Annotated in this window: 17 protein-coding genes and 2 riboswitches; of the genes, 12 read left to right on the top strand and 5 right to left on the bottom strand. The window is 47.7% G+C overall.

The genetic code is table 11. The annotated features are described in order from the left end of the window. Positions 1-116 precede the first annotated feature (116 nt). The 4 genes from GC096_RS34275 (at position 117) to GC096_RS34260 (ending at position 2,669) form a co-directional block, all read left to right on the top strand. Entirely contained in the window at positions 117-827 is a 711-nt protein-coding gene (locus GC096_RS34275) for a metallophosphoesterase family protein (RefSeq protein ID WP_171636973.1), read from the top strand. A gap of 72 nt (positions 828-899) precedes the next feature. Further along, the gene (locus GC096_RS34270) at positions 900-1,805 is read left to right on the top strand and encodes an AraC family transcriptional regulator (protein WP_171636971.1); all 906 of its coding nucleotides are present in this window, start codon (positions 900-902) and stop codon (positions 1,803-1,805) included. 278 nt (positions 1,806-2,083) lie between these two features. Next, positions 2,084-2,356 carry a type II toxin-antitoxin system Phd/YefM family antitoxin gene (locus tag GC096_RS34265; protein ID WP_171636969.1) on the top strand — a complete coding sequence of 91 codons (273 nt, stop codon included), beginning with the start codon at positions 2,084-2,086 and terminating at the stop codon, positions 2,354-2,356. Further along, positions 2,340-2,669 (top strand): type II toxin-antitoxin system RelE/ParE family toxin, encoded by a 330-nt coding sequence (locus GC096_RS34260; protein ID WP_171636967.1) that lies wholly within the window; start codon positions 2,340-2,342, stop codon positions 2,667-2,669. The genes GC096_RS34265 and GC096_RS34260 overlap by 17 nt, the downstream gene beginning before the upstream one ends. 53 nt (positions 2,670-2,722) lie before the next feature. Here GC096_RS34260 and GC096_RS34255 read toward each other — a convergent pair whose 3' ends face one another. The 4 genes from GC096_RS34255 to GC096_RS34240 form a co-directional block, all read right to left on the bottom strand. Then, positions 2,723-3,094: a DoxX family protein gene (locus GC096_RS34255; RefSeq protein WP_171636966.1), complete on the bottom strand. Its 372-nt coding sequence runs from the start codon at positions 3,092-3,094 to the stop codon at positions 2,723-2,725. Positions 3,095-3,183: 89 nt separating this feature from the next. After that, on the bottom strand, positions 3,184-3,951 hold the full coding sequence (locus tag GC096_RS34250) for a DODA-type extradiol aromatic ring-opening family dioxygenase (protein ID WP_171636965.1): 768 nt from the start codon (positions 3,949-3,951) through the stop codon (positions 3,184-3,186). A 556-nt stretch (positions 3,952-4,507) separates the two neighbouring features. Further along, on the bottom strand, positions 4,508-4,882 hold the full coding sequence (locus GC096_RS34245) for an ArsR/SmtB family transcription factor (RefSeq protein ID WP_171636964.1): 375 nt from the start codon (positions 4,880-4,882) through the stop codon (positions 4,508-4,510). Between the two features lies 1 nt (position 4,883). Further along, on the bottom strand, positions 4,884-5,306 hold the full coding sequence (locus tag GC096_RS34240; RefSeq protein WP_171636963.1) for an SRPBCC family protein: 423 nt from the start codon (positions 5,304-5,306) through the stop codon (positions 4,884-4,886). A 234-nt stretch (positions 5,307-5,540) separates the two neighbouring features. On the opposite strand from GC096_RS34240, the gene GC096_RS34235 reads away from it, so the two are divergent. The 4 genes from GC096_RS34235 to GC096_RS34220 all read left to right on the top strand — a co-directional run bounded on the left by GC096_RS34235 (position 5,541) and on the right by GC096_RS34220 (position 10,328). Next, a complete protein-coding gene (locus GC096_RS34235; protein WP_171636962.1) occupies positions 5,541-7,046 on the top strand; it encodes a spore germination protein in 1,506 nt (501 codons plus the stop codon). A gap of 13 nt (positions 7,047-7,059) precedes the next feature. Further along, a complete protein-coding gene (locus GC096_RS34230) occupies positions 7,060-8,139 on the top strand; it encodes a GerAB/ArcD/ProY family transporter (protein ID WP_171636961.1) in 1,080 nt (359 codons plus the stop codon). Continuing rightward, positions 8,132-9,241: a Ger(x)C family spore germination protein gene (locus tag GC096_RS34225; protein ID WP_171636959.1), complete on the top strand. Its 1,110-nt coding sequence runs from the start codon at positions 8,132-8,134 to the stop codon at positions 9,239-9,241. The genes GC096_RS34230 and GC096_RS34225 overlap by 8 nt, the downstream gene beginning before the upstream one ends. 100 nt (positions 9,242-9,341) lie before the next feature. Next, positions 9,342-10,328, top strand: a complete 987-nt coding sequence (locus GC096_RS34220; protein ID WP_171637036.1) for a Gfo/Idh/MocA family protein — start codon at positions 9,342-9,344, stop codon at positions 10,326-10,328. Between the two features lie 739 nt (positions 10,329-11,067). Here the strand turns inward: GC096_RS34220 and GC096_RS34215 are convergent. Beyond that, positions 11,068-12,411, bottom strand: a complete 1,344-nt coding sequence (locus GC096_RS34215) for an APC family permease (protein ID WP_171636957.1) — start codon at positions 12,409-12,411, stop codon at positions 11,068-11,070. Positions 12,412-12,498: 87 nt separating this feature from the next. Further along, positions 12,499-12,603: riboswitch (guanidine-I (ykkC/yxkD leader) on the bottom strand. Between the two features lie 190 nt (positions 12,604-12,793). Further along, positions 12,794-12,893: riboswitch (guanidine-I (ykkC/yxkD leader) on the top strand. A gap of 69 nt (positions 12,894-12,962) precedes the next feature. Here GC096_RS34215 and GC096_RS34210 point away from each other — a divergent pair. From GC096_RS34210 to atzF, 4 genes are read left to right on the top strand one after another with little or no spacing between them, the layout of a single operon-like run. Beyond that, positions 12,963-13,682, top strand: a complete 720-nt coding sequence (locus tag GC096_RS34210; RefSeq protein WP_171636955.1) for an urea amidolyase associated protein UAAP1 — start codon at positions 12,963-12,965, stop codon at positions 13,680-13,682. Between the two features lie 30 nt (positions 13,683-13,712). After that, positions 13,713-14,363 (top strand): urea amidolyase associated protein UAAP2, encoded by a 651-nt coding sequence (locus GC096_RS34205; protein WP_171636953.1) that lies wholly within the window; start codon positions 13,713-13,715, stop codon positions 14,361-14,363. A 28-nt stretch (positions 14,364-14,391) separates the two neighbouring features. Beyond that, a complete protein-coding gene (uca, locus tag GC096_RS34200) occupies positions 14,392-18,015 on the top strand; it encodes an urea carboxylase (protein ID WP_171636951.1) in 3,624 nt (1,207 codons plus the stop codon). A gap of 18 nt (positions 18,016-18,033) precedes the next feature. Further along, the gene (atzF, locus tag GC096_RS34195; protein ID WP_171636949.1) at positions 18,034-19,860 is read left to right on the top strand and encodes an allophanate hydrolase; all 1,827 of its coding nucleotides are present in this window, start codon (positions 18,034-18,036) and stop codon (positions 19,858-19,860) included. Positions 19,861-20,437: the final 577 nt, after the last annotated feature.

Below are 20,437 nucleotides of genomic sequence, written 5' to 3'. Positions count from 1 at the left end.
TTCCTGCTTTCACATGGATTTCCATAATTAAGGAAGCTCGCAAGTGACGAAATATGCTAAAATAAGCTTCATATACATGGGAGTTTGACAAGAGAGAACATCAGGGGGAACCGTCTATGAAACGATTGCTAGCTGTCAGCGATATCCACGGCTGTGCGGATGAATTTAAGGAATTACTAGATAAAGCAAAGTATAATGCGGACGAGGACCAGCTTATTTTGCTAGGAGACTATGTAGACCGGGGTCCAGCAAGTCGGGAGACTGTGGAGCATGTGATGTTCCTGGTGCGTGAGAAGGGTGCGATTGCCCTCAAAGGGAATCATGACCAGCGTTTTTTGGAAGTGATGGGCGGTACCGATGACTTGACGGAAATGAAGTTTTTTGAGCATGGCGGCATCCAAACGTTCCAAAGCTTTAGCGGAGTCAGGGACTTTGATTTGAAAACAGCGAAAGAGCGCATTCGGGCGAATTGCAGTGAGCATCTGGCCTTTTTACGTGAGCTGCCGCTTTATTACGAGAATGACACGCATATTTTTGTCCATGCCGGGCTGAATCCCGCTTATGCAGATTGGAAAACACAGCCGGAGCGGGACTTTATTTGGATTCGTGCACCGTTTGTGCAACAGAAAACCGTTGTGAAGAAGATTGTTGTATTTGGACATACGACGACGAAGGATATTCATGGGAAAGCGGAAGTGTGGTTTGATACGGACAAAATCGGGATCGATGGCGGTTGTGCCTACGGCCTGCAGTTGAATCTTCTTGAAATTAAGGGGAAGAATCAATACAAGACGTATTCCGTTGCTTCCAAAGGAAGTTGGAAATAAGGAGCAAGAAATATCAAGAAGCGTAGTTCCGAATGACGTAAACTGAGGTTAGGAAGTTGAAGGGGGCATACGATGGACACCAGTTATGAGATGCGGATTCAGAAGACGCTGGATCATATTGAGGAGCATCTGTCGGGTCCGCTGTCTGTTGAATGCTTAGCCGAGGTCGCCTGTTTCTCTGCCTTTCATTTTCATCGGGTTTTTCAAACGATGGTAGGCGACGCGGTGATGGAGTATGTGCGCAAAAGGAGATTAGCGAGAGCGGCTTACCAAATCGCACACACCGAACAGAAGTTGATCGATATCGCCCTCGACAATGGCTTCCAATCCCCGGAGAATTTCTCTAGGGCATTTAAAAAGGTGTTTGAACGTACGCCGCTTGCCTATCGCAAGCAAGGCATACGACCGCCTAATTATCCCAGAGTGAATGTGCTGGATCGGAAATTTAATCCCTATTTAGGAGGAATACGTATGGACTACGCATTGAAAACGAAACCTAGTTTCAAATTGATTGGATACGAATTGAAGACGTCTTGCAAGGAGGGGCAGAATCACCGAGATATCCCGTTGTTCTGGCAGACGTACATGCAAGAAGGGTTAGGGCAACATATTCCGAATCGTGTTCACACAGGGGTGCCTGTTGAAATTGGCGTTTGTGCGGATTTCGACTTGGAGAGCGGGGATTTGACCTACATCATCGGGATGGAGGCAACAAGCTTCGGGGACGTTCCGGAGAATATGGTATGTCGCGAGTTTCCAGAGGCGAATTACGCAGTATTCACGACACCGAAGGTGAAGCAGGAGGAGTTTGTGGCGTCGATTCAAAGTACGTGGCAGACGATTTTCACGGAATGGTTTCCTCATTCGGGATACGAGCATGCGGGGAGTGCCGAGTTTGAATATTATGATGAACGTTGTCATTCGAACCTGCATGAGCTTGTAGAGATGGATATTTATATTCCAATCAAAGCGAAGTAAGCCGTGGAAATAGGATAGGTGCAGGATGTAACAAATGAGGAATCAATTGTCACGCAAATGACATCGGAATTTCATCTCGCTTTAAGGTTCGGAGCCTATAATGAAATTCGACCCCCTTTTAATATATATACCTTAGACCTGCGGCCCGTTGCTGTGGGTCTCTTTTTTATTAATTTTTGTTTAATCTAATGTATGATCAAAGTGAGGAATAGTAATGAGTGATAGTTTAATGATATAATAATGTCAGAATAATGTCATTTCGAAAGGGGTTGTATAGAATGAATATTAAGCCCTCTACTTCAATTCGACAGGATTACAATGGATTTTCAAGATATTGCCATGAAATAGACGAGCCAGTGTTTATAACACGAAATGGGGAAGCTGATTTAGTAGTAATGAGTCACGAGGCATATCGGAGAATGGAAGCTCGAATTAAATTGCAATCAAAGCTTTTAGTAGCTGAAAAGCAGGTTGCCGAAGGAGCAGAATTACTTGATCATGATCAAGTAATGGCAAGGATGCGGAGGAAGATTAATGCCGCAAAAGAATAAGATTCAATATTCTCCGGTAGCCGTTGATGATATGGACGAGATATTTTCGGTTATCTCTCAGGATAATGTTACGGCTGCTGAAAGCATGCTTGATAATTTAGATCATCAAATATCAGCCTTAGCTGATTTTCCAAATATGGGCTCTGTATTATCAGATGAAGAATTTTCACTTATACAACATGGCTATCGATTTATTTTCGTGAATCCATACTTGGTTTTCTATAGGATTAAAGATAATACTGCGATTATTCATCGTATTTTGCATGGGCGAAGAGATTACCTTCGCGAATTGTTTGGCTCATTGAATAACTAAAGAAGAAGCGTGCAGGCTCAGTGGCTTGCACGCTTCTTTACTTGGTAGCTCTCTTAGGCCCTCGCTCGCTCCTGTCCGCGCGAGCTTCTGATAACGAGGAATATCGCCATCGCTAGGAAGATCAGCAGTGGAACAGATGACCGCATCCCATCGTGGGAGCGAATATGGGTCAGCATGGCGCTCGCCATAATCATGGCGATGACACCTGCGGAGAGCAGGGTAATCCGCGGGTGCCATAGGCCGATGATGAGCCCGATGCCAGCGACGAGTTCGACGGCGCCGACGATATACATGAAACCTACACTGTACCCGTAGGTCGATGTGAAGACTTCCATTTGCAGCTCATGGGTGGACAGCTTCAAAATCCCGAACATGACAAACGCTGCTGCCAATAAGATTTGAATGATGCGAGTCGTCCATGTCAATGCTTGAGCACCTCTGTTTGTTGAAATTGGTTATGTTAGCATGTGCAACCTAACTAATTTCATGCGGGTGGTCATGCATGCAGCGCTACTTAGAATGAAACGGCCAAATAGCTCAGCGATCCCACCTCGTAGCTACGGTGGATAATCTGAACTGGCCGCTCAGGATCGCCGCTCCCCATCGCGATGTAGAGCGGGATGAAATGCTCAGGGCGAGGCACGGCCATCTTCGCATTAGGGGCTTCCACGGCGTAGTTGAACAACGCCTCTAGGTTCTTAGCTTGCATATTGGCGGCAAGCCAATCGTCAAAAGCGACCGCCCAAGCATCCGGCTCGGTCGCATTCCAGTTCAACGCGCGCAGGTTATGCACGGTGGCGCCGCTGCCGATGATCAGGATGTCTTCCTGATCCAGACCACGCAGGGCTTCGCCGATTCGGTACTGCTCGGCTGGCGGCAAATATGGATTCACCGAAATTTGAATGACAGGAACTTCAGGTGTAGGGAACATTCGTAACAATGGTACCCATGAGCCGTGGTCTAGGCCGCGAGAGCTATCGAGTTGAACAGGAATACCCTTCGCTTGAAAGCGCTCTGCTATCGATTGTGCCAGTGTGGCATCCCCTTTGGCAGGGTATTTTAATTGGAAAAGCTCGTCAGGAAAGCCGCGGAAATCATAGATAGTTTCATATACATCATTTGTGGAGGAGATGGTAAGCACTTCCGTTTCCCAATGCGCAGTGAAAATAACGATGGCTTTGGGTGACAGCTTTTTACCGTACTCGAGTAAGAATTGCGTACAAGCAGTATCCTGCAGCGCCATCATCGGTGAACCGTGCCCTACAAAAATTGGTGAAATCATGGGAAAACATCTCCTTCTATATGTTTAATGTACTTAAATATATTTAATTACTTTATGTAACTAATGATACGCTTTTGATTCTTCTGCGTCAAGTAAGTAAATTACTTTTTGTTAGTTTGTTGAGGGGAGGAGTTACGCGTGCGGGTGAGGGATGAGGATGAGAGTGGGGAAGTGAAGTTGGGTGAAGATGTTAGATGAAGTGGGTAGAGTAGAGTAGAGTAGAGTAGAGTGCAGTAAAGTGTAACGTAGTTTAGTGGGAGTAATCCCACCCTAAGGCCAGTTGAGCGCCTCTATCCGCACGTCGAGGGAGGTTGATGTAAATAACTGGATTTCCTACAGCTAATTCCTCCGATTTTTGTTCTATAAGCCGAATACCCTCGAATTAACTACATAAATTCCATCTATTCGGCGATTTCATGTGAAAACGCCATAATTAGCTGGAGTTTTTCCATTTATTCGATTTCGCGGCCCATCGCCGCCGCCCTAGCCACCTCCAGCTCAACACCACATAACGCAAAAGAGCCTCCCCAAACGGAAGACTCTTCGCGCAATTCATCTATTTCTCTGGATCCACCACTTCAAGTGGGGTGAATGTGAGCTCAGCTGCATCATCATCCTGCTCAACGAAACGTTTGAGCACATTGAGTTTATTTTCCCAATAGCGCTCGTAAAAGGAAAGCCAACGTTTGAGCTCCATCAGTGGCTCGGCCTCCAATCGGTAACGGGTCTCGCGGCCGACTTTGCGTTCTTTTACTAAGCCGGCCTCGGCGAGAATACGAAGATGCTTCGATACCGCTGTACGGCTCATGGGGAAATGGCCTGAGATGACCGTGACCGGCATTTCCTGATCACCCAGAAGCTGCAGCAGATGTCGTCGCGTGGGGTCGGCTATGGCCTGGAAGACGTCATGCTTTTGCGCGGGAATAGCCATCTTAAGCCTCGATGTAAGCAGATAGCCTTTGGACGATGCCTGCCCAGCCTTGTGACATCGTATCGCGAACCGTATCATGCGGTTGACCGAATTCGGTAACTTTGTCGATATCCCAGCCGCCATGGGTGAGGGTGAACTGTGTTTTGCCATCTAACTCGGTCAATTCAAAAGATAAGAACCAATCCTGGCCCCAAGAGAAGCTTAGGCGATTAGGGGGATCTAATTCTGTGACCTTACAAGGGGATTTGCCGAAAGGGCCAGCTTCCAAATGGAATTCATAGCCGATTTCTGGCATGAAATTATTCGGCATGAACCAAACCGCTATGCCTTCAGAAGTGGCTACAGCGTTCCACACTTTTTGTATAGGTGCGTTAAAAACAAGTGTTTGTTTAATATCAGGTAGAGATTGCATTTGATTTTCCATTGTAAAAAGCCTCCAGTGTTTAGTGTTGTTAATTACTCTTTACCTTAGTTTTCCAGTAAAATCACTTTTGCATCGGACTCGCCAACGCGAAACCGTTTGGTTACATGTCTCATTATACGAAACCATTTGGTTTCGTGTCAAGATGCGTGCTCAAGCGCAACTTTTGGGCGAAATGGAATATTTTAAGCGTAACTGCTCAGAATAATGGAAAGCTCTAGCAGGAGGGGATCGTGCATGGCCATATGGGATCGGTTATTGTTTTCTTTCTCGCGGCAAGTAGATAGAGAGCCTACACGATTTGAGATACCTGTGTTAACGGAGCCTGCCAATACGAATGAGTCGGTTTCGTTAGCTCATATTCTGGAGCAATTTGAAGATTGTATTGATGTATTTCATCGAAACATACCTAGCGTCCAAGTTGATATTATTTATATTCCCCATATGATTGATCACACCCAATTGTCTCGGGAAGTCATGGATCCATTATCGAATGTGCAAACGGATGATTTAAGCCACCTGTTAGAGCAGTCGCAATTTGAAGAATCGGATGACCCTAAGAAAATTGTCATTGGGATATTGTCTGGGCAAGTAGCTATTTTTCATGACGAAAAGGTATATTTGTTCTTTGTTTATGGCCCTGAAGCTAGGAGTGTGCAACAGTCAGAGACCGAGACCGTTATTACCGGGCCGCATGATGCGTTTACGGAAACAGCGGGTACGAATCTTTCGTTAGTGCGAAGAAGGGTAAAGAGCTCTCATCTAAAAGTGATTAAGCTAGAAGTCGGTGAAGTCACCAAAACCGTCGTATTTGTTCTGTATATCAAAGGGATTGCGAATATGGATCTGGTGAATGAATTTGTTGGACGTATTCGTGGAATTGAGATTGATGCCGTCTACGATGGCAACATGTTTTCTCAGTATATCGATGATTTTCCTAATTCATTATTTCCGCAATTCTTAATGACGGAGCGTCCAGACACGGCCGTTTCCAAATTGGTGGGAGGTCGGATTCTGGCCATTGTAGATGGAAGTCCATCCGTAGTGAGCGCTCCAACAGCTTTCTTCGACTTCTTTTCTTCCGCGGATGACTACTATCAGAGATGGTCGATTGGGACTGCTACTCGGATGCTTCGGTTTATCGCCTTTGTGATAACCATTACGTTTACAGCTGTCTATGTCTCTGTGACTACGTATCATTATGAGATGATACCTGAGGCGTTGATTTTGACATTAAGAGAATCACGAAGTAAGGTGCCTTTTCCTCCCGTTATTGAAGCGATGTTGATGGAAGTAACGATAGAACTATTGCGTGAAGCGGGGGCTCGGTTGCCGACCAAAATCGGACAAACCATTGGCATCGTTGGCGGTATTGTTATTGGTCAAGCGGCTGTTCAAGCAGGGCTTACGAGCAACATTCTTATTATTGCAGTTGCTTCATCGGCGATATCGTCTTTTGTGATTCCGAGTTATGTGATGAGCGCATCGATTCGTCTTATCCGCTTTGGTTTGATTTTGCTAGCCGGTATATGGGGGAATTTCGGTCTGATGGTGGGCATCTGCTACATTGTGATCCATTTATGTGGGTTGACGAGTTTAGGAACATCCTATCTATCTCCCTTTGCACCTACAAAATGGGGTGACTGGAAAGATGTATTCATTCGCGGTCCTTTCTCCATGCTGTCTGTACGGCCGAGTCAAGTGAAAACGACCAATTCCAAGAAGAATAAAATGAGAAAATAAGGATGATCAGTGCGTGAATGAGAAGCTGAGCGGTTTCCATATCTTCATTTTGATTCATATGACTCAAGTTGGTGTGGGGTTCTTTGCTTTGCCGCGCATTGCAGCTGAATACTTTGGTTATAACGGTTGGCTCATGTTAGTTGTCATCGCGGCTATCGTCGCTTTTAACATTTATCTGATTTGGGTCGTTTGGAAAATGGGAAACGGGACGGATATATTCACTATTTTGGAAAGCTTTCTGCCTAAGTGGATCGTGTATCCGTTATATGTCATGGTAGGGCTAACTTGGTCGCTTACGGCTAGTCTGGTTGCTAAGGAGTATGTGCTTATTTTCCAAGTTACCGCATTTCCAACAGCAAACCCGATGTCTTTCATGTTTGTTGTTAGTTTGTTAGCGTATTTATTGCTCGTTAAAGGCGTTTATTCGATTGTGAAAGCAAGTACTGTATTTTTATTTTTGGTATTGTGGATGATGCCTTTGGAAATTCCATTCTTTAATGATCTGCAATTATCGCGATATACGCATTATATATTTCAAGAGGGCAAAGACCATTGGAAGGGTGCTTTTAACCTATACGGTTCTTTCTTGGGATATGAGCTCAGTATGCTGTTGTTCCCTTACGTTCAGCAGAAAGCGCGATTTTTTACAGGTGTACAGATAGCTAATTTCGTTAGTTTTATGCTCTACGTCAGTGTGTGCTTAGTTTGCTTTGGCTTCTATAGCTTGCAACAGTTGAAATTGATTATGTTTCCTTGTATCGACTTACTTGCGTATATTAAATTTCCTTTTATCGAGCGAGCGGAGAATATCCTCTTTAGTTTTCTTGTGTTTCGGGTTCTCATTACAATCGTTATGTATCATTGGGCAGCAAGTTTATGCTTGCAACGGGTTTTCATGAAGAGTAAGTTTGCGCGTATCACGCTATATTTGATGGCTATTACTTTTCTCATTTCGTTCATTCCAAGTGTGTTGGATGAGGTAGGTAAATGGTTGTTTATTGGTACTTATGTGACGATTGCTTATTCCTTTGTTTTACCGATCATGTTAATTGGCATTCTTTCTATCCAAAGGTGGCGAAAACAGCTTGCTTAAGATTCAGTTTCGATGGCTGATTACTTGTATGCTACTGATGACGATCACAGGCTGTGGGAATGACCAGCGGATCTTAGAAAAGATAGGACTGACACATACGACAGCATTTGATCTAATGCCTGGGGGCATGCTCAAGGTAACCAATAGCATTCCTCTGGCTGTGGATGAAGGCCGAAAGCCAAGAGAAGTCTTGACGACCATTTCCGATAGTAGCAAAGGTGCAAAAGTAGATCTATCTAGGCAGACTCAGTTGGTTCTGGTCAGTGGACAGATGCGTAATATTATGTTCGGGACGACACTAGCAAGGCAAGGGTTTTGGGATGATATCGATACCTTGGTAAGGGATCCTTCTGTTTCACCGCGGGTCAAAGTGACCGTTGTGGATGGAGATGCTCATGACTTACTAGTCAAAGACTATAGCAATTACCTGCGCACAGCACAGTATATTGATCGAATGATGCAATCTGAAATGAGGTTCCAGAGCATTCCGAAGATTACCCTATATGAGTTCACCAGAGACTATTACGATGATGGTGTTGATCCTGTTGCGCCGATCATTAAAGATATTGGTGACCATGTGAAGGTGAATGGTATTGCCTTGTTTCAAGATGATCGCTATGTGACGAAAATAGCAGACAAGGAAACGATTTTTTTTGCGATGTTAAGTAAAAAATTCAAGTTAGGTTCCTTACCCATGCGTCTAAGTGAAGAGGGGGATAAGAAAGAGTTTGTGTTGTTCGATTCGTTGGTTAGCAAACGAAAGGTTCACGCGACACGCGCGGGCGGGAGCTCGTTCAAAGTGGATTTCGATATTGCAGTAAGCGGTGTTATTCTGGAGTACATGGGAGATTTGAAAGTTAGCAAGGAAGAAGATCGGCATGCACTTGAGGACAAAATAGGAGAAAAAATTACCTCGCACATGGAAACTATGCTGAAAAACATGCAGAAGCATAATGTGGACAGCCTTGGGTTAGGAAACGAGATTAAGCAAATTGTTCCTTATAAGGAATGGAAAGCTATGAACTGGCGTGAGGTGTACCCCGATATAGAGATTCATTGTCAAACGAAAGTGAAGATCAAGCATTATGGGAAGTTTCAATGATTGCACGGAAATCAGAGTGGCGATGAGATTGAATTCGGAGGGTGAATTTGGTAGGGTAGAAGTCAAAGAATATAGCTAGGATGAAGGAGCAATGGGGAAAATGATACGATTTGCAGTCATTGGTACGAACTGGATCACAGAGGAATTCATTCATGCGGCGCTCGAAACAGGAGAGTTCGAGTTGACCGCTGTATACTCACGCACGGCGGAAAAGGCTGCAGAATTCGCAGGGAAATTTGATGTCGTACATCAATTTACAGACTTAACGGCATTTGCGCAAAGTGATGCGTTTGAAGCTGTTTATATTGCAAGTCCGAACTCCTTGCATGCGGAGTATGCTGTTCATTGTATGAAGCATGGGAAACATGTGATTTGCGAAAAGCCTGCGGCATCTAATACTGCGGAGCTTGCCGCTATGATTGACACTGCGCGCAGCCATCAGGTTGTGTTCATGGAGGCGTTGAAGTCAACGCTAATGCCTAACTTCAAAGCGGTACAAGACAATTTACATAAGCTTGGCAAAGTGCGTCGTTATTTTGCGAGCTATTGCCAGTATTCATCCAGATATGACGCCTACAAGCAGGGGACTGTGCTGAATGCGTTCAATCCTGTGTTTTCAAATGGTTCGATGATGGATTTAGGTGTGTATTGTATTTATCCATTGGTTGTGTTGTTCGGTGCGCCTGAACGGGTACAAGCGAGTGCGGTGATGCTGGAATCCGGCGTTGATGGCGAGGGTAGCTTGTTGCTAAGCTACAAAGAGATGGATGCTGTGATTCAGCATTCCAAAATCGCTAGCTCCTACCTGCCAACCGAAATTCAAGGTGAATTGGCGACCATGGTCATCGATAAGATTAACCAACCAGAGAAAGTGCAAATTCGTTACCGCGATGGCTCCGTAGAGGATCTGACGCGGGAGCAAAGCGCAAGAACGATGCGCTACGAGGCGGAGGAGTTTAGCCGGCTGATTAAGGCGGGTGACTTAGAGTCCCCGACGAACTCACATGCGAATTCCAGCGCGGCGATGGCTATTATGGATGAGGCGCGGAGACAGATCGGGCTGGTGTATCCGGCGGATCGGAAGTAAGGCGGGGAGGATGAGTCAGCCAGGCTGAGCCGAGCAAAGCCGATCTAGGATAAGCCTGGCTAAGCTGAGCTAGGCCAAGCCAAGTGAAGCCGAGTCGAACCGAGCTGAACCAAACCGGGTTAACCCAACCCAACCCAACCCAACCCAACCCAACCCAACCCAACCCAACCCAACCCAACCCAGGCGGGGCCTTCCTCTCGACCGGCTGGCCGCGATTAACTGGAAAAACTACAGCTATTTTCATGATTTTCGAGTGAAAATCAGAAATAGCTGGAAATTATGTAGTTAATTTCACGCATTTGACCCATTTCGTTAGAAAAGGCTGGAATTAACTGGAGGTTTTACAGTTAATGTTCGTAAGAGCTGAATATGTGAGAAAATAGCTGGAGTTTTTCCAGCTATTTTTTGCGTTCTGTTGCGGAGAGGCAGTGATTAGCTAGTTGGAGATGGGAATGGCGTGGAGAGGTAATGGGGTGGGGTTGAAGTAGACAATAAGGTAGGGATGGAGGCAATGAGATGGCGTTGAGGTAGACAAGAAGGTAGGGATGGAGGTAATGAGATGGTGGGTGAGGTAGGCAAGAAGGTAGAGTTAGAAGTTGTAACATGAAGCAATGAAATGTGCGACAAGGTTAAGTGGGCTGCAGTATGAAGTAGCAGAGTAGTCGGGAAGTAGTAGTACCTCTACGCAAGAAAAGAAGAACCTGAGGAAATCCTCAGGTTCTTCTAAGTTCTGTGCTAGCTAGTTCAGGGGCGTTGAGCGTGCAGCCCTAATAGCAATTGCGGCATCTTTGGTTTGAGCGGTACGTTTTTGAACGAGATGGTACACCACCCCAACAAGCAGCCAAGTTATGCCCATCCATATCGCGTCCTTATCCAGCAATGACAGTAGATAGCCGATGAATCCGGCGCCTAGCAACGGAAGCACGAGATACAAGATCGTTTGCTTCGGCGAGCGTTGGCGTTCTTTCATATACTTTTGTGCGATGACAGATACGTTGACGAAGAAGAAGGCGGAAAGGGCGCCGAAATTGACGAATTTCACGGCATTATCCAAGGAGATCACGAGCGCGAGCAACGAGACGACGCTAACGATCACAATGTTGATAACAGGTGTGCCCAACTTCGGATGAAGGAACGCAAACACTCGCTTCGGCAGCACGCTATCTCGACCCAGCACGAACAGGAGGCGTGAGACGCTAGTTACGGACGATAACCCTTGGGTGAAAATCGCAAGAATTAAAACGGTGAGGAATACCGAGCTCAGCGCTGCTCCGCCAACCATTTTAACAATTTCAAAGCCAGCAGAATCGATGTTTACGAAAGTTAGATGTGGATAGACAAGCTGCGTTAGGAAAGAAGGCACTAAATAGAGAATGCTGGCAACGATAATGATGATCATGATGGCTTTCGGAATGGTTTTCTCCGAATTGACCGTTTCTTCAGCCATCGTTGTCACTGTATCAAAACCTAAGAATGAGAAACATATAATAGAAGCGCCAGCGAGAATGGTGGAGAAAGGTACATCCGTTTGCAGAAAAGGCTGAAGCGGGTGAATCTCACCAACACCGGATAAGTTGCGGAATAGAAAGAAACAGAACACAGCGATAAAAATCATTTGGATCCAGACGAACAATTTGCTGATATTTGCGGAGAATTTGATGCCAATGATATTAATGAGACCGAGGACGATGTTAAGTCCGATGATCCACACATAAGCAGGAATGGACGGGAACTGAGCATGCAGGTAGATACCGAAGGTTAAGCACGCAATGATGGGGGAGAAGAAATAGTCCAGGAGCAAGACCCAGCCTACTAGAAAGCCTAGATAGGGATGGATGCTTTTTTTGGTGTAGGTGTAGGCGGAACCGGAAGTCGGAAAAACCTTAGACATCACACCATAGCTGTACGCGGTGAAGAAGATCGCAATGAAAGCGAGGAGGTAAGCCTGCGTCAACATCCCATGTGCATTCTCATAGGCGATCCCATAGATGGAGAAATAAATCATAGGGGTCATCCAAGCGAGCCCCATATAAACAACTTGATACAAGCTTAGGGATTTACGTAGTGTGCCTTCAGTGGTCATAGTGATAACACTCCCTCATCAGTGGTTAATGTGAACACAGAAGAGGTTTGTATGCAAAAAAGCCAAGGCGATATCTAGGTTACAGATATCTCCCGGGCTTTTATCCCTCCGTGAACACAGTCTTTAGCTGTGCGTCTTCTCTTGGTCCAGACCGGGGAGCAGGCCGCCCGCGGAACCCTAGAAAACTTTGTATGTGATGTTTCATTACTTATATGTAAGGATGTTAAGTAAATTATTAATGATGTTAGATATTCGTTATTTGTGTAAGTTAATATAACACATTATTAGGTTTGTGAGAAGTATTTTATGCAAATTAACTAAAATGAATAGAAGTTATTGACACATATCATCAACGATGTTATGTTTAGTGACATAAACGAATACGATTGTTTACTAGGATTCCGCCGGTAACGTACCGGGCTGGTCCGAGAGTAAACCACTCTTGTGAAAGAGTGCCACGGAAGGATAAAAACCTGGGAGATATCACCAAGACAATGGGTCTTGTGATGTCTCCCTTTTTGTTTAAGCAAAAAGCGAAGGAGAGCGATAGCATGGGGAACATTTGGAGCAAGGACATAGGGCCGGGAGGCAAATGGTCAGGGGTAATTGGCAAAGGGAAGTTAATTCGTTTGACTGCGCTGGAAGCAGGCGCGAATGTGTCAATCCAGTTGTACCACGCGAAGGATCTGACGGAGCGTTACAATATGCCAGACACGCTCAAAGCACAGCATACGGCGCATTTGACCCGTGGGAATGTACTGATGAGCGATAACGGTCGTGCGATGGTGAGTATCGTGGAAGATAGCTTAGGGTGGCATGATCCACTTAGCGGATACACAAGTCGTGCAGCGACAGATGCCAAGTACGGTACGACGAACTATCAGGAGCTGCGCAATGATTGGCTGCGGAGCGGTCAAGAGAATTTTGCGGTTGAGCTTGTTCGTAATGGTCTAAGCATGCGGGATATGATGCCGGTGGTGAATCTATTCTCCAAAGTCGTCGTGGATGACAATGGGGACATGAGACTCAGCCTAGATCACTGCCCAGCAGGGGCCATAGTTACATTAAGAACAGAGCTAGACACACTAGTCGTTCTGTCCAACACGCCGAATCCATTAGATCCAAGAGAGAGTTATCCATCTGTGCCTGTCAAAATAGAGGTGATGGGCGCATCGCCTGTTAATGAAGACGATTATTGCTTGAATTATCGCCCGGAGAATCGCCGAGCTTTTGAAAATACATGGGAATATCACACACTGCTAGGTTCTTAATGAACTGACCAAACAAAGGAGGCATGGAGTATGGCTGTATTTAATCGAGTAGAGAGCCCGCGTCAAGTGGAGGATGCGATATATAGTGAAGTAGTTCAAGCGGGAGACGGCTGGATGCGTGTTCTGAAGCCAGGGCAAGTGATGCGGATTGTGGATCTCGAAGGGAATCAAGCGGCAGACACGTTGTTCTATGATGCGGAGAATCCCGAGGATCACTACAGTGCGGTGGCGACGATCACAGGGCAAAGCAACATCTACTTGAGCACTGGTTCCATTTTGAGAGCCGAGTCAGGTAAGGAATTGCTGCGAATTGTAGCTGACACCTGTGGACGTCATGATACGGTTGGTGGTTCGTGCTCCGCACAAAGCAATACGGTGCGTTACTCACACGATAAGCTGTCGATGCACAATTGTCGTGATACGTTCATGCTTCAACTGGCTGGACAGGACGGCGTGTATACGAAGCGGGATTTAGCACCAAACATCAATTTCTTCATGAATGTACCCGTGACACCGGATGGTGGTTTGAAATTCGATGATGGCGTATCCTCGCCTGGCTGCTATGTCGAAATGCAGTCCATTGGCAGCACGATGGCACTAATCAGCAATTGTCCGCAGCTTAACAATCCATGTAATGCCTATAACCCGACACCGATTCAGGTGCTCATCTGGGATAAATAACGAACATACACATGAAGGAGTGGTTACGATGTTTACAAAAGTGCTAATTGCGAATCGTGGAGCAATCGCTGTGCGTATCGAGCGTACATTGCGCAAATTGGGAGTTCAATCCGTTGCTGTTTATACGGCTGCAGATCAAGATAGTTTACATGTGGATGGAGCCGATGAGGCGGTTCTGATCGGTGAGGGGCCAGCGAAATCGAGTTACTTGAATACAGAGCTGATTCTCCAAACGGCGCTTGAAACGGGTGCGCAAGCGATCCATCCTGGGTATGGCTTCTTGAGTGAAAATGCGGATTTCGCCCGTGCTTGTCGCGAGCATGGCATTGTATTCATCGGACCGACTCCGGAGCAAATGGAGATGTTCGGACTGAAGCATTCCGCACGTGAAATTGCCGAACGTGCAGGTGTTCCGATGCTGCCAGGTACTCCGTTAATCACGGAGCTGGAAGAAGCTTTAACAGAAGCGGCCCGTATTGGCTACCCGGTTATTTTGAAAAGTACAGCGGGCGGCGGCGGTATCGGCATGCGCGTTTGTGCAGATGAAGCGACATTGCGCTCTGCCTACGATGGCGTACGTCATTTGGCTGAAACGAATTTCAAAAACGGGGGCATGTTCCTCGAGAAATATATTGCACGTGCTCGTCACGTTGAAGTACAAATTTTCGGCAACTCGTTGGGTGAAGTTGTAACACTAGGTGAGCGCGATTGCTCTATCCAACGCCGTAATCAAAAGGTCATTGAAGAAAGCCCAGCTCCGAACCTGTCAGACGAAGTACGTGAGGCCATGTTTGCTTCGGCGAAGCGTTTGGCAGCAGAAGTTGGCTACCGCAGTGCGGGAACGGTTGAGTATCTTTATGATCCGGAAACGTGTGAGTTTTACTTCTTGGAAGTGAACACGCGTCTTCAAGTAGAGCATGGTGTGACGGAGGAAGTGCTTGGGATCGACCTCGTGGAGTGGATGGTTCGTGAAGCGGCGCTTGAGCTGAATGACATTCAACCCCTCATCCGCAAACCTGAAGGGCACAGCATCCAAGCGCGGATTTACGCAGAGGATTGCTTGCAACAGTTCCGTCCGAGTGCCGGTCAGCTAGATCGCGCAGTTTTCTCAAGCGAAGCACGTAATGAGACGTGGGTTCGCGATGGTCTAACGGTAACGACACTTTACGATCCGATGCTGGCTAAAATCATTGTTCATGGCAAAGACCGCCTAGACGCGATCCATAAATTAGTAGAAGCGCTGGCGGAAACGCGCATGTATGGGTTAACAACGAACCTGCAGTATGTACGTGCGCTTCTGCAAGAAGAAGCTTGCCTCACAGGCAATGTCTACACGCAATTGTTGAATACATTCGAGCCTACAGAGCGCGCGCTTGAAGTTGTTGATGGCGGTATTCAGACAACCGTGCAAGACTTCCCAGGCCGTATTCGCCATTGGGATGTCGGTGTGCCGCCCTGCGGACCGATGGATCCGTTATCGTTCCGTATCGGGAATAAATTGCTAGGCAATGCGGACGATGCGCCTGGTCTTGAAATGACCTTGCGTGGCGGCTCCTACAAGTTCCGCAGTGACATGTGGTTCTGCGTAACGGGTGCGGATATGCAAGCGGAACTCGATGGGGAGACGGTCGCTATGTACCGTCCGGTGTTTGCAGCGAAAGGGCAAGTGCTAAGCTTTGGCGAAGCCAAAGAAGGCATGCGCACCTATTTGTTAATCGGCGGCGGACTCGATATGCCGAAGCTTTTAGGCAGTTCGTCCACGTTTACGTTGGGCGGCTTCGGTGGTCACGGCGGACGTGCGCTTCGCACGGGCGATGTGCTTGGTGTTAACGAAGGCGGGGAGAACCGAGTGCAGGATGTGTTTGAATTAGCGCCGGATCATCGCCCAGGGATGACACGGGAGTGGACGATTGGGGTTGTTCCTGGACCGCATTGTACAGGTGAGTTTTTGCGCACGGAGTATCTGGATCAATTGACAGAAACGAGCTGGGAAGTGCATTTTAACTCCTCGCGGACGGGGGTTCGTTTGAAAGGGCCAGCTCCGCTGTGGACGCGTGAAGATGGCGGGGAAGCGGGACTCCACCCTTCCAACATTCACGATAATGCCTACGCAATCGGTACACTCGACCTAACGGGTGATATGCCGATTTTGCTAGGGCCTGATGGTCCCAGCCTTGGAGGTTTCGTGTGTCCGGTGACGACTGCATCGGCTGAGTTCTGGAAGCTAGGGCAATTACACCCTGGTGACTCGATCCGTTTCCACCTGCTGACGCTTCCTGAAGCCGAAGCGCTTCGTGATCTACAAGAGAGCAACCTGCGTGCGATTGGCGAGGGACATTTTGAACAACTAATACATGTGCAATTGCCTGCTGTAAATGAGGAGATTACGCCAGAGTATCCGCGACTTTTCCATGAAGTCGAGAACCGTCGATTCCCGATCACGATTCGCTGCTGCGGGGATCAAAACTTGCTCGTCGAATACGGTGAGCTAGAACTGGATTTACTGCTGCGCTTCCAAGTGCAGGCTTTGATGCAGGCGATTGTGGAAAGTGGCTCGATTCCCGTGTTGGACTTGACGCCAGGTATTCGCTCCTTGCAAATTCATATTGATCCTTCGCAAATTACAGTGACAGAGGCGTGCGCAAAAATTGTTGAGATCGACGCTGCGCTGCCTCCACTAGAACAGTTCCGTGTGCCATCGCGTATTGTACGCTTGCCATTGTCGTGGGATGATCCAGCAACGCAACTTGCAATCGAGCGGTATCAACAAGGCGTACGCCCGGATGCACCTTGGTGCCCGAGCAATTTAGAATTCATTCAACGTATTAATGGATTAGACACTATAGATGAAGTGAAAAAAATTGTGTATGAAGCGAACTATCTCGTACTAGGGTTAGGTGATGTGTATTTGGGCGCTCCTGTGGCAACACCGGTTGATCCTCGTCATCGTCTAGTTACAACGAAATACAACCCCGCTCGTACATGGACACCAGAAAATGCCGTCGGCATCGGTGGAGCTTACATGTGTGTGTATGGGATGGAAGGTCCGGGCGGATATCAATTCGTAGGGCGTACCATTCAAATGTGGAATCGTCTGCGCTCAACGGAGAGTTTTCAGGCGGGTAAGCCTTGGTTGTTGAGATTTTTTGATCAAATTCAATTCTATGAAGTGAGTGCGGAAGAGCTGCTGCAATTGCGTGAGGATTTCCCTCGCGGTCGTTATGAGGCGGACATTCAAGAGACGACGTTTGATTTAGGTGAGTACCTACAATTCCTAAGTACTATAGAAGAAACAACGGATACGTTCCGTACCCAGCAGCGTGATGCGTTCAAAGAAGAACGTGAGAGTTGGAAGGCCAAAGGGTTAGCGGAATATGTCTCCGAGCAGGAGACAGGCGATGTTGCACCGGAAGATGAGTTACCTGCAGGGACGATCGCAGTGCGTGGTATTATGCCAGGCAGCGTTTGGAAAGTGTTGGTGTCTCCGGGTGAGCAAGTGAAGAAGGGTGACCAGCTGGCGATTCTTGAAAGTATGAAAATGGAGTTCCCACAGCACGCACCTTGTGACGGTTATGTTTCGATGATTGGCGTTAAACCGGGCGATCAGGTACATGCCGGACAATTAATTCTAGGTATCGCACAATCTGCATAAGGGAGAGGTGAAGGGGTTATGGGAGAACGGGTTATTAGTGATGAGTTGGCAAAAGAATTGACCATATCTTATCTGCGTGAAAAATATGAAGCGGGCGCATTATCTCCACAGGAGGTCATGTCGACGATTGTAGAGCGTTCGATCGCTGACGCTGATATGAACATTTGGATTACGCCGCCGACGATGGATGCGATACAGCCGTACTTGGATCGTTTGTCTACACTCTCCTTTGCGGACGCACCATTGTGGGGCATTCCCTTCGCGATCAAAGATAACATTGATCTAGCGGGTGTTCCGACGACCGCAGGCTGCGCGGAATATGCGTTTACGCCGGATGAGCATGCGGGTGTCGTAGAGAGATTGATTGCTGCAGGCGCCATTCCTGTAGGCAAAAGCAATCTAGATCAGTTCGCGACCGGCCTAGTCGGCGCTCGCAGTCCTTACGGGGACGCGCATAATGCGCTGCGTCCTGAACTGATCAGCGGCGGCTCGAGCTCTGGCTCGGCCGTCAGTGTAGTCCGTGGCCAAGTGGTGTTCTCACTTGGCACAGATACAGCTGGCTCCGGCCGTGTGCCGGCAGCGCTGAATCGCCTAGTCGGCTATAAGCCGAGTCTCGGCGCATGGCCGACCAAGGGGGTCGTGCCAGCCTGTGCGAGCCTCGACTGCGTCACGGTCTTCGCGCATTCCCTCGCGGATGCGCTTGTCGTAGACAGCGTGGCGCGGGGAGTCCACGCGGAAGATCCTTGGTCCCGCAATGTTGTGCGGAAACCAGCGGGACTGCCTGCAAAGATATGTTTGCCTAGCGGTGAACTAGGCTTTTATGGACCTTACGCTGCGGAGTATCGCGCAGCGTGGCTACAGGCTGTTGAACAGGTGCGTGAGGTTAGTCGGCGTGAGGGTATTTTGATTGAAGAGGTAGATGTTGACTTATTCGCGCAAGCTGCGGCGATTTTATATGAAGGCCCTTGGGTGGCTGAACGCTGGGCCGATATCGGTCCATTTATTGAGGCGAATCCAGGTGTAGCATATCCGGTGACGGAAAAGATATTGCGCTCGGGCGCAGCTGCCGAGTATGACGCGGCATCGGTATTTGTTGCGATGCATAAGCTACAGCAGTATAAATTGGAAGCTAGGAATTTGTTGCGGGATGCGGTGCTAGTAATGCCGACTTGCGGAGGCACGTGGACACGCGAGCAGGTCCTCGCAGACCCGATCAGTACGAATCGTGATATGGGTCGTTACACGAACCATTGCAATCTTCTGGATTTGTGTGCGGTGGCTATGCCAGCGGGCGATGCGGCGCCGGAGACGCCGTTTGGGATTACACTCTTCGCGTTAGCGGAAGAGGAAGGGTTGATTTGTGGGGCGGCGGAGTTGTTGGTTGGAAGCGACGTAGCTGTAGCGGAAGTTGCTGCGGCGAGTGCCAGCGCCGATGCAAAGGTGGATAACCCCGTCGTTGCTGCGCAAACGACGCTCGTGGCGGTTTGCGGGCTGCACATGCGTGGCTACCCGCTGGAGAAACAGATGCAAGGCTGCGGAGCTCGGTTCATCCGGGAGGATGAATCCGCTGCGAAGTACAGCCTTGTGAAGCTGCCGACATCCCCTGCGAAGCCAGGGATGATCAAGCAACAGCAGGGTGGCGCAGCCATCCTGCTGGAGATTTGGGAGATGCCGCTCGAGGCATTCGGCGGCTTTGCGGCAGCGATCCCGGCTCCGCTCGGGATCGGCAAGGTTGAGCTCCGGGACGGCACGGAAGTCCCGGGCTTCGTTTGTGAAGCTTACGCGGCCGAAGGCGCGGAAGATATTACGGCGTTGCGAAGTTGGCGCAACGTGGTGCCTTTGTAATTGACCGGGAAAGGAGGGAAGCGGAGAGCTCCCTCCTTTTTCTTTTCTTTTTCCCTGTTGAAAGTAGGTTGGGGCTAGCTCTTCTAATGAAAGTGAGAATGGAAGCGATGCCGGATAGTTGGATCGGACAGCTTTATGCATGCTCCTTAGATACTAGCTAGAGACTTAGGACGATGGCTGTTAGAGGCTGAGCGTCTACTGGGATTTACTTACTGAGGAAGAATGGAGGGAAAGATGCGCATTTCAGGTTCGTTTAAGGTCGAGAGCTTATACTATATTTCAACCCCCTTTATCATATATAAATGCTAGACTCCTGTAGCTTGTTGCTGCAGGTTCTTTTTTTGAATATAAACAATTCAAAACAATGGCAATAATGGAACTATTCCAAAGGGGTTGTAATTGATTTCTAGACATGGTACATTAGTCCTCGTTGTTCTGAAGCAGGCAAACACAAATGATGCGAAATGAACTTCTCGACAGACATCGACACCAATTGAAAAAAAGAACTTGCATTGGTGAAACGATCTGTGGTATATTACTTCTCGCTGCTTCGGTAACACGGCAGTGAGCGAAAGAA

The sequence above is a fragment of the Paenibacillus plantarum genome (assembly GCF_013141695.1).
GTDB lineage: Bacteria > Bacillota > Bacilli > Paenibacillales > NBRC-103111 > Paenibacillus_E > Paenibacillus_E plantarum.
This window is presented reverse-complemented; position numbering and strand designations above follow the sequence as displayed.

Coding starts and splice junctions, on each gene's coding strand:
- GC096_RS34275 (WP_171636973.1), top strand. CDS start 117: ATGAAACGATTGCTAGCTGTCAGCGATATCCACGGCTGTGCGGATGAA.
- GC096_RS34270 (WP_171636971.1), top strand. CDS start 900: ATGGACACCAGTTATGAGATGCGGATTCAGAAGACGCTGGATCATATT.
- GC096_RS34265 (WP_171636969.1), top strand. CDS start 2,084: ATGAATATTAAGCCCTCTACTTCAATTCGACAGGATTACAATGGATTT.
- GC096_RS34260 (WP_171636967.1), top strand. CDS start 2,340: ATGCCGCAAAAGAATAAGATTCAATATTCTCCGGTAGCCGTTGATGAT.
- GC096_RS34250 (WP_171636965.1), bottom strand. CDS start 3,951: ATGATTTCACCAATTTTTGTAGGGCACGGTTCACCGATGATGGCGCTG.
- GC096_RS34245 (WP_171636964.1), bottom strand. CDS start 4,882: ATGGCTATTCCCGCGCAAAAGCATGACGTCTTCCAGGCCATAGCCGAC.
- GC096_RS34240 (WP_171636963.1), bottom strand. CDS start 5,306: ATGGAAAATCAAATGCAATCTCTACCTGATATTAAACAAACACTTGTT.
- GC096_RS34235 (WP_171636962.1), top strand. CDS start 5,541: ATGGCCATATGGGATCGGTTATTGTTTTCTTTCTCGCGGCAAGTAGAT.
- GC096_RS34220 (WP_171637036.1), top strand. CDS start 9,342: ATGATACGATTTGCAGTCATTGGTACGAACTGGATCACAGAGGAATTC.
- GC096_RS34215 (WP_171636957.1), bottom strand. CDS start 12,411: ATGACCACTGAAGGCACACTACGTAAATCCCTAAGCTTGTATCAAGTT.
- GC096_RS34210 (WP_171636955.1), top strand. CDS start 12,963: ATGGGGAACATTTGGAGCAAGGACATAGGGCCGGGAGGCAAATGGTCA.
- GC096_RS34205 (WP_171636953.1), top strand. CDS start 13,713: ATGGCTGTATTTAATCGAGTAGAGAGCCCGCGTCAAGTGGAGGATGCG.
- uca (WP_171636951.1), top strand. CDS start 14,392: ATGTTTACAAAAGTGCTAATTGCGAATCGTGGAGCAATCGCTGTGCGT.
- atzF (WP_171636949.1), top strand. CDS start 18,034: ATGGGAGAACGGGTTATTAGTGATGAGTTGGCAAAAGAATTGACCATA.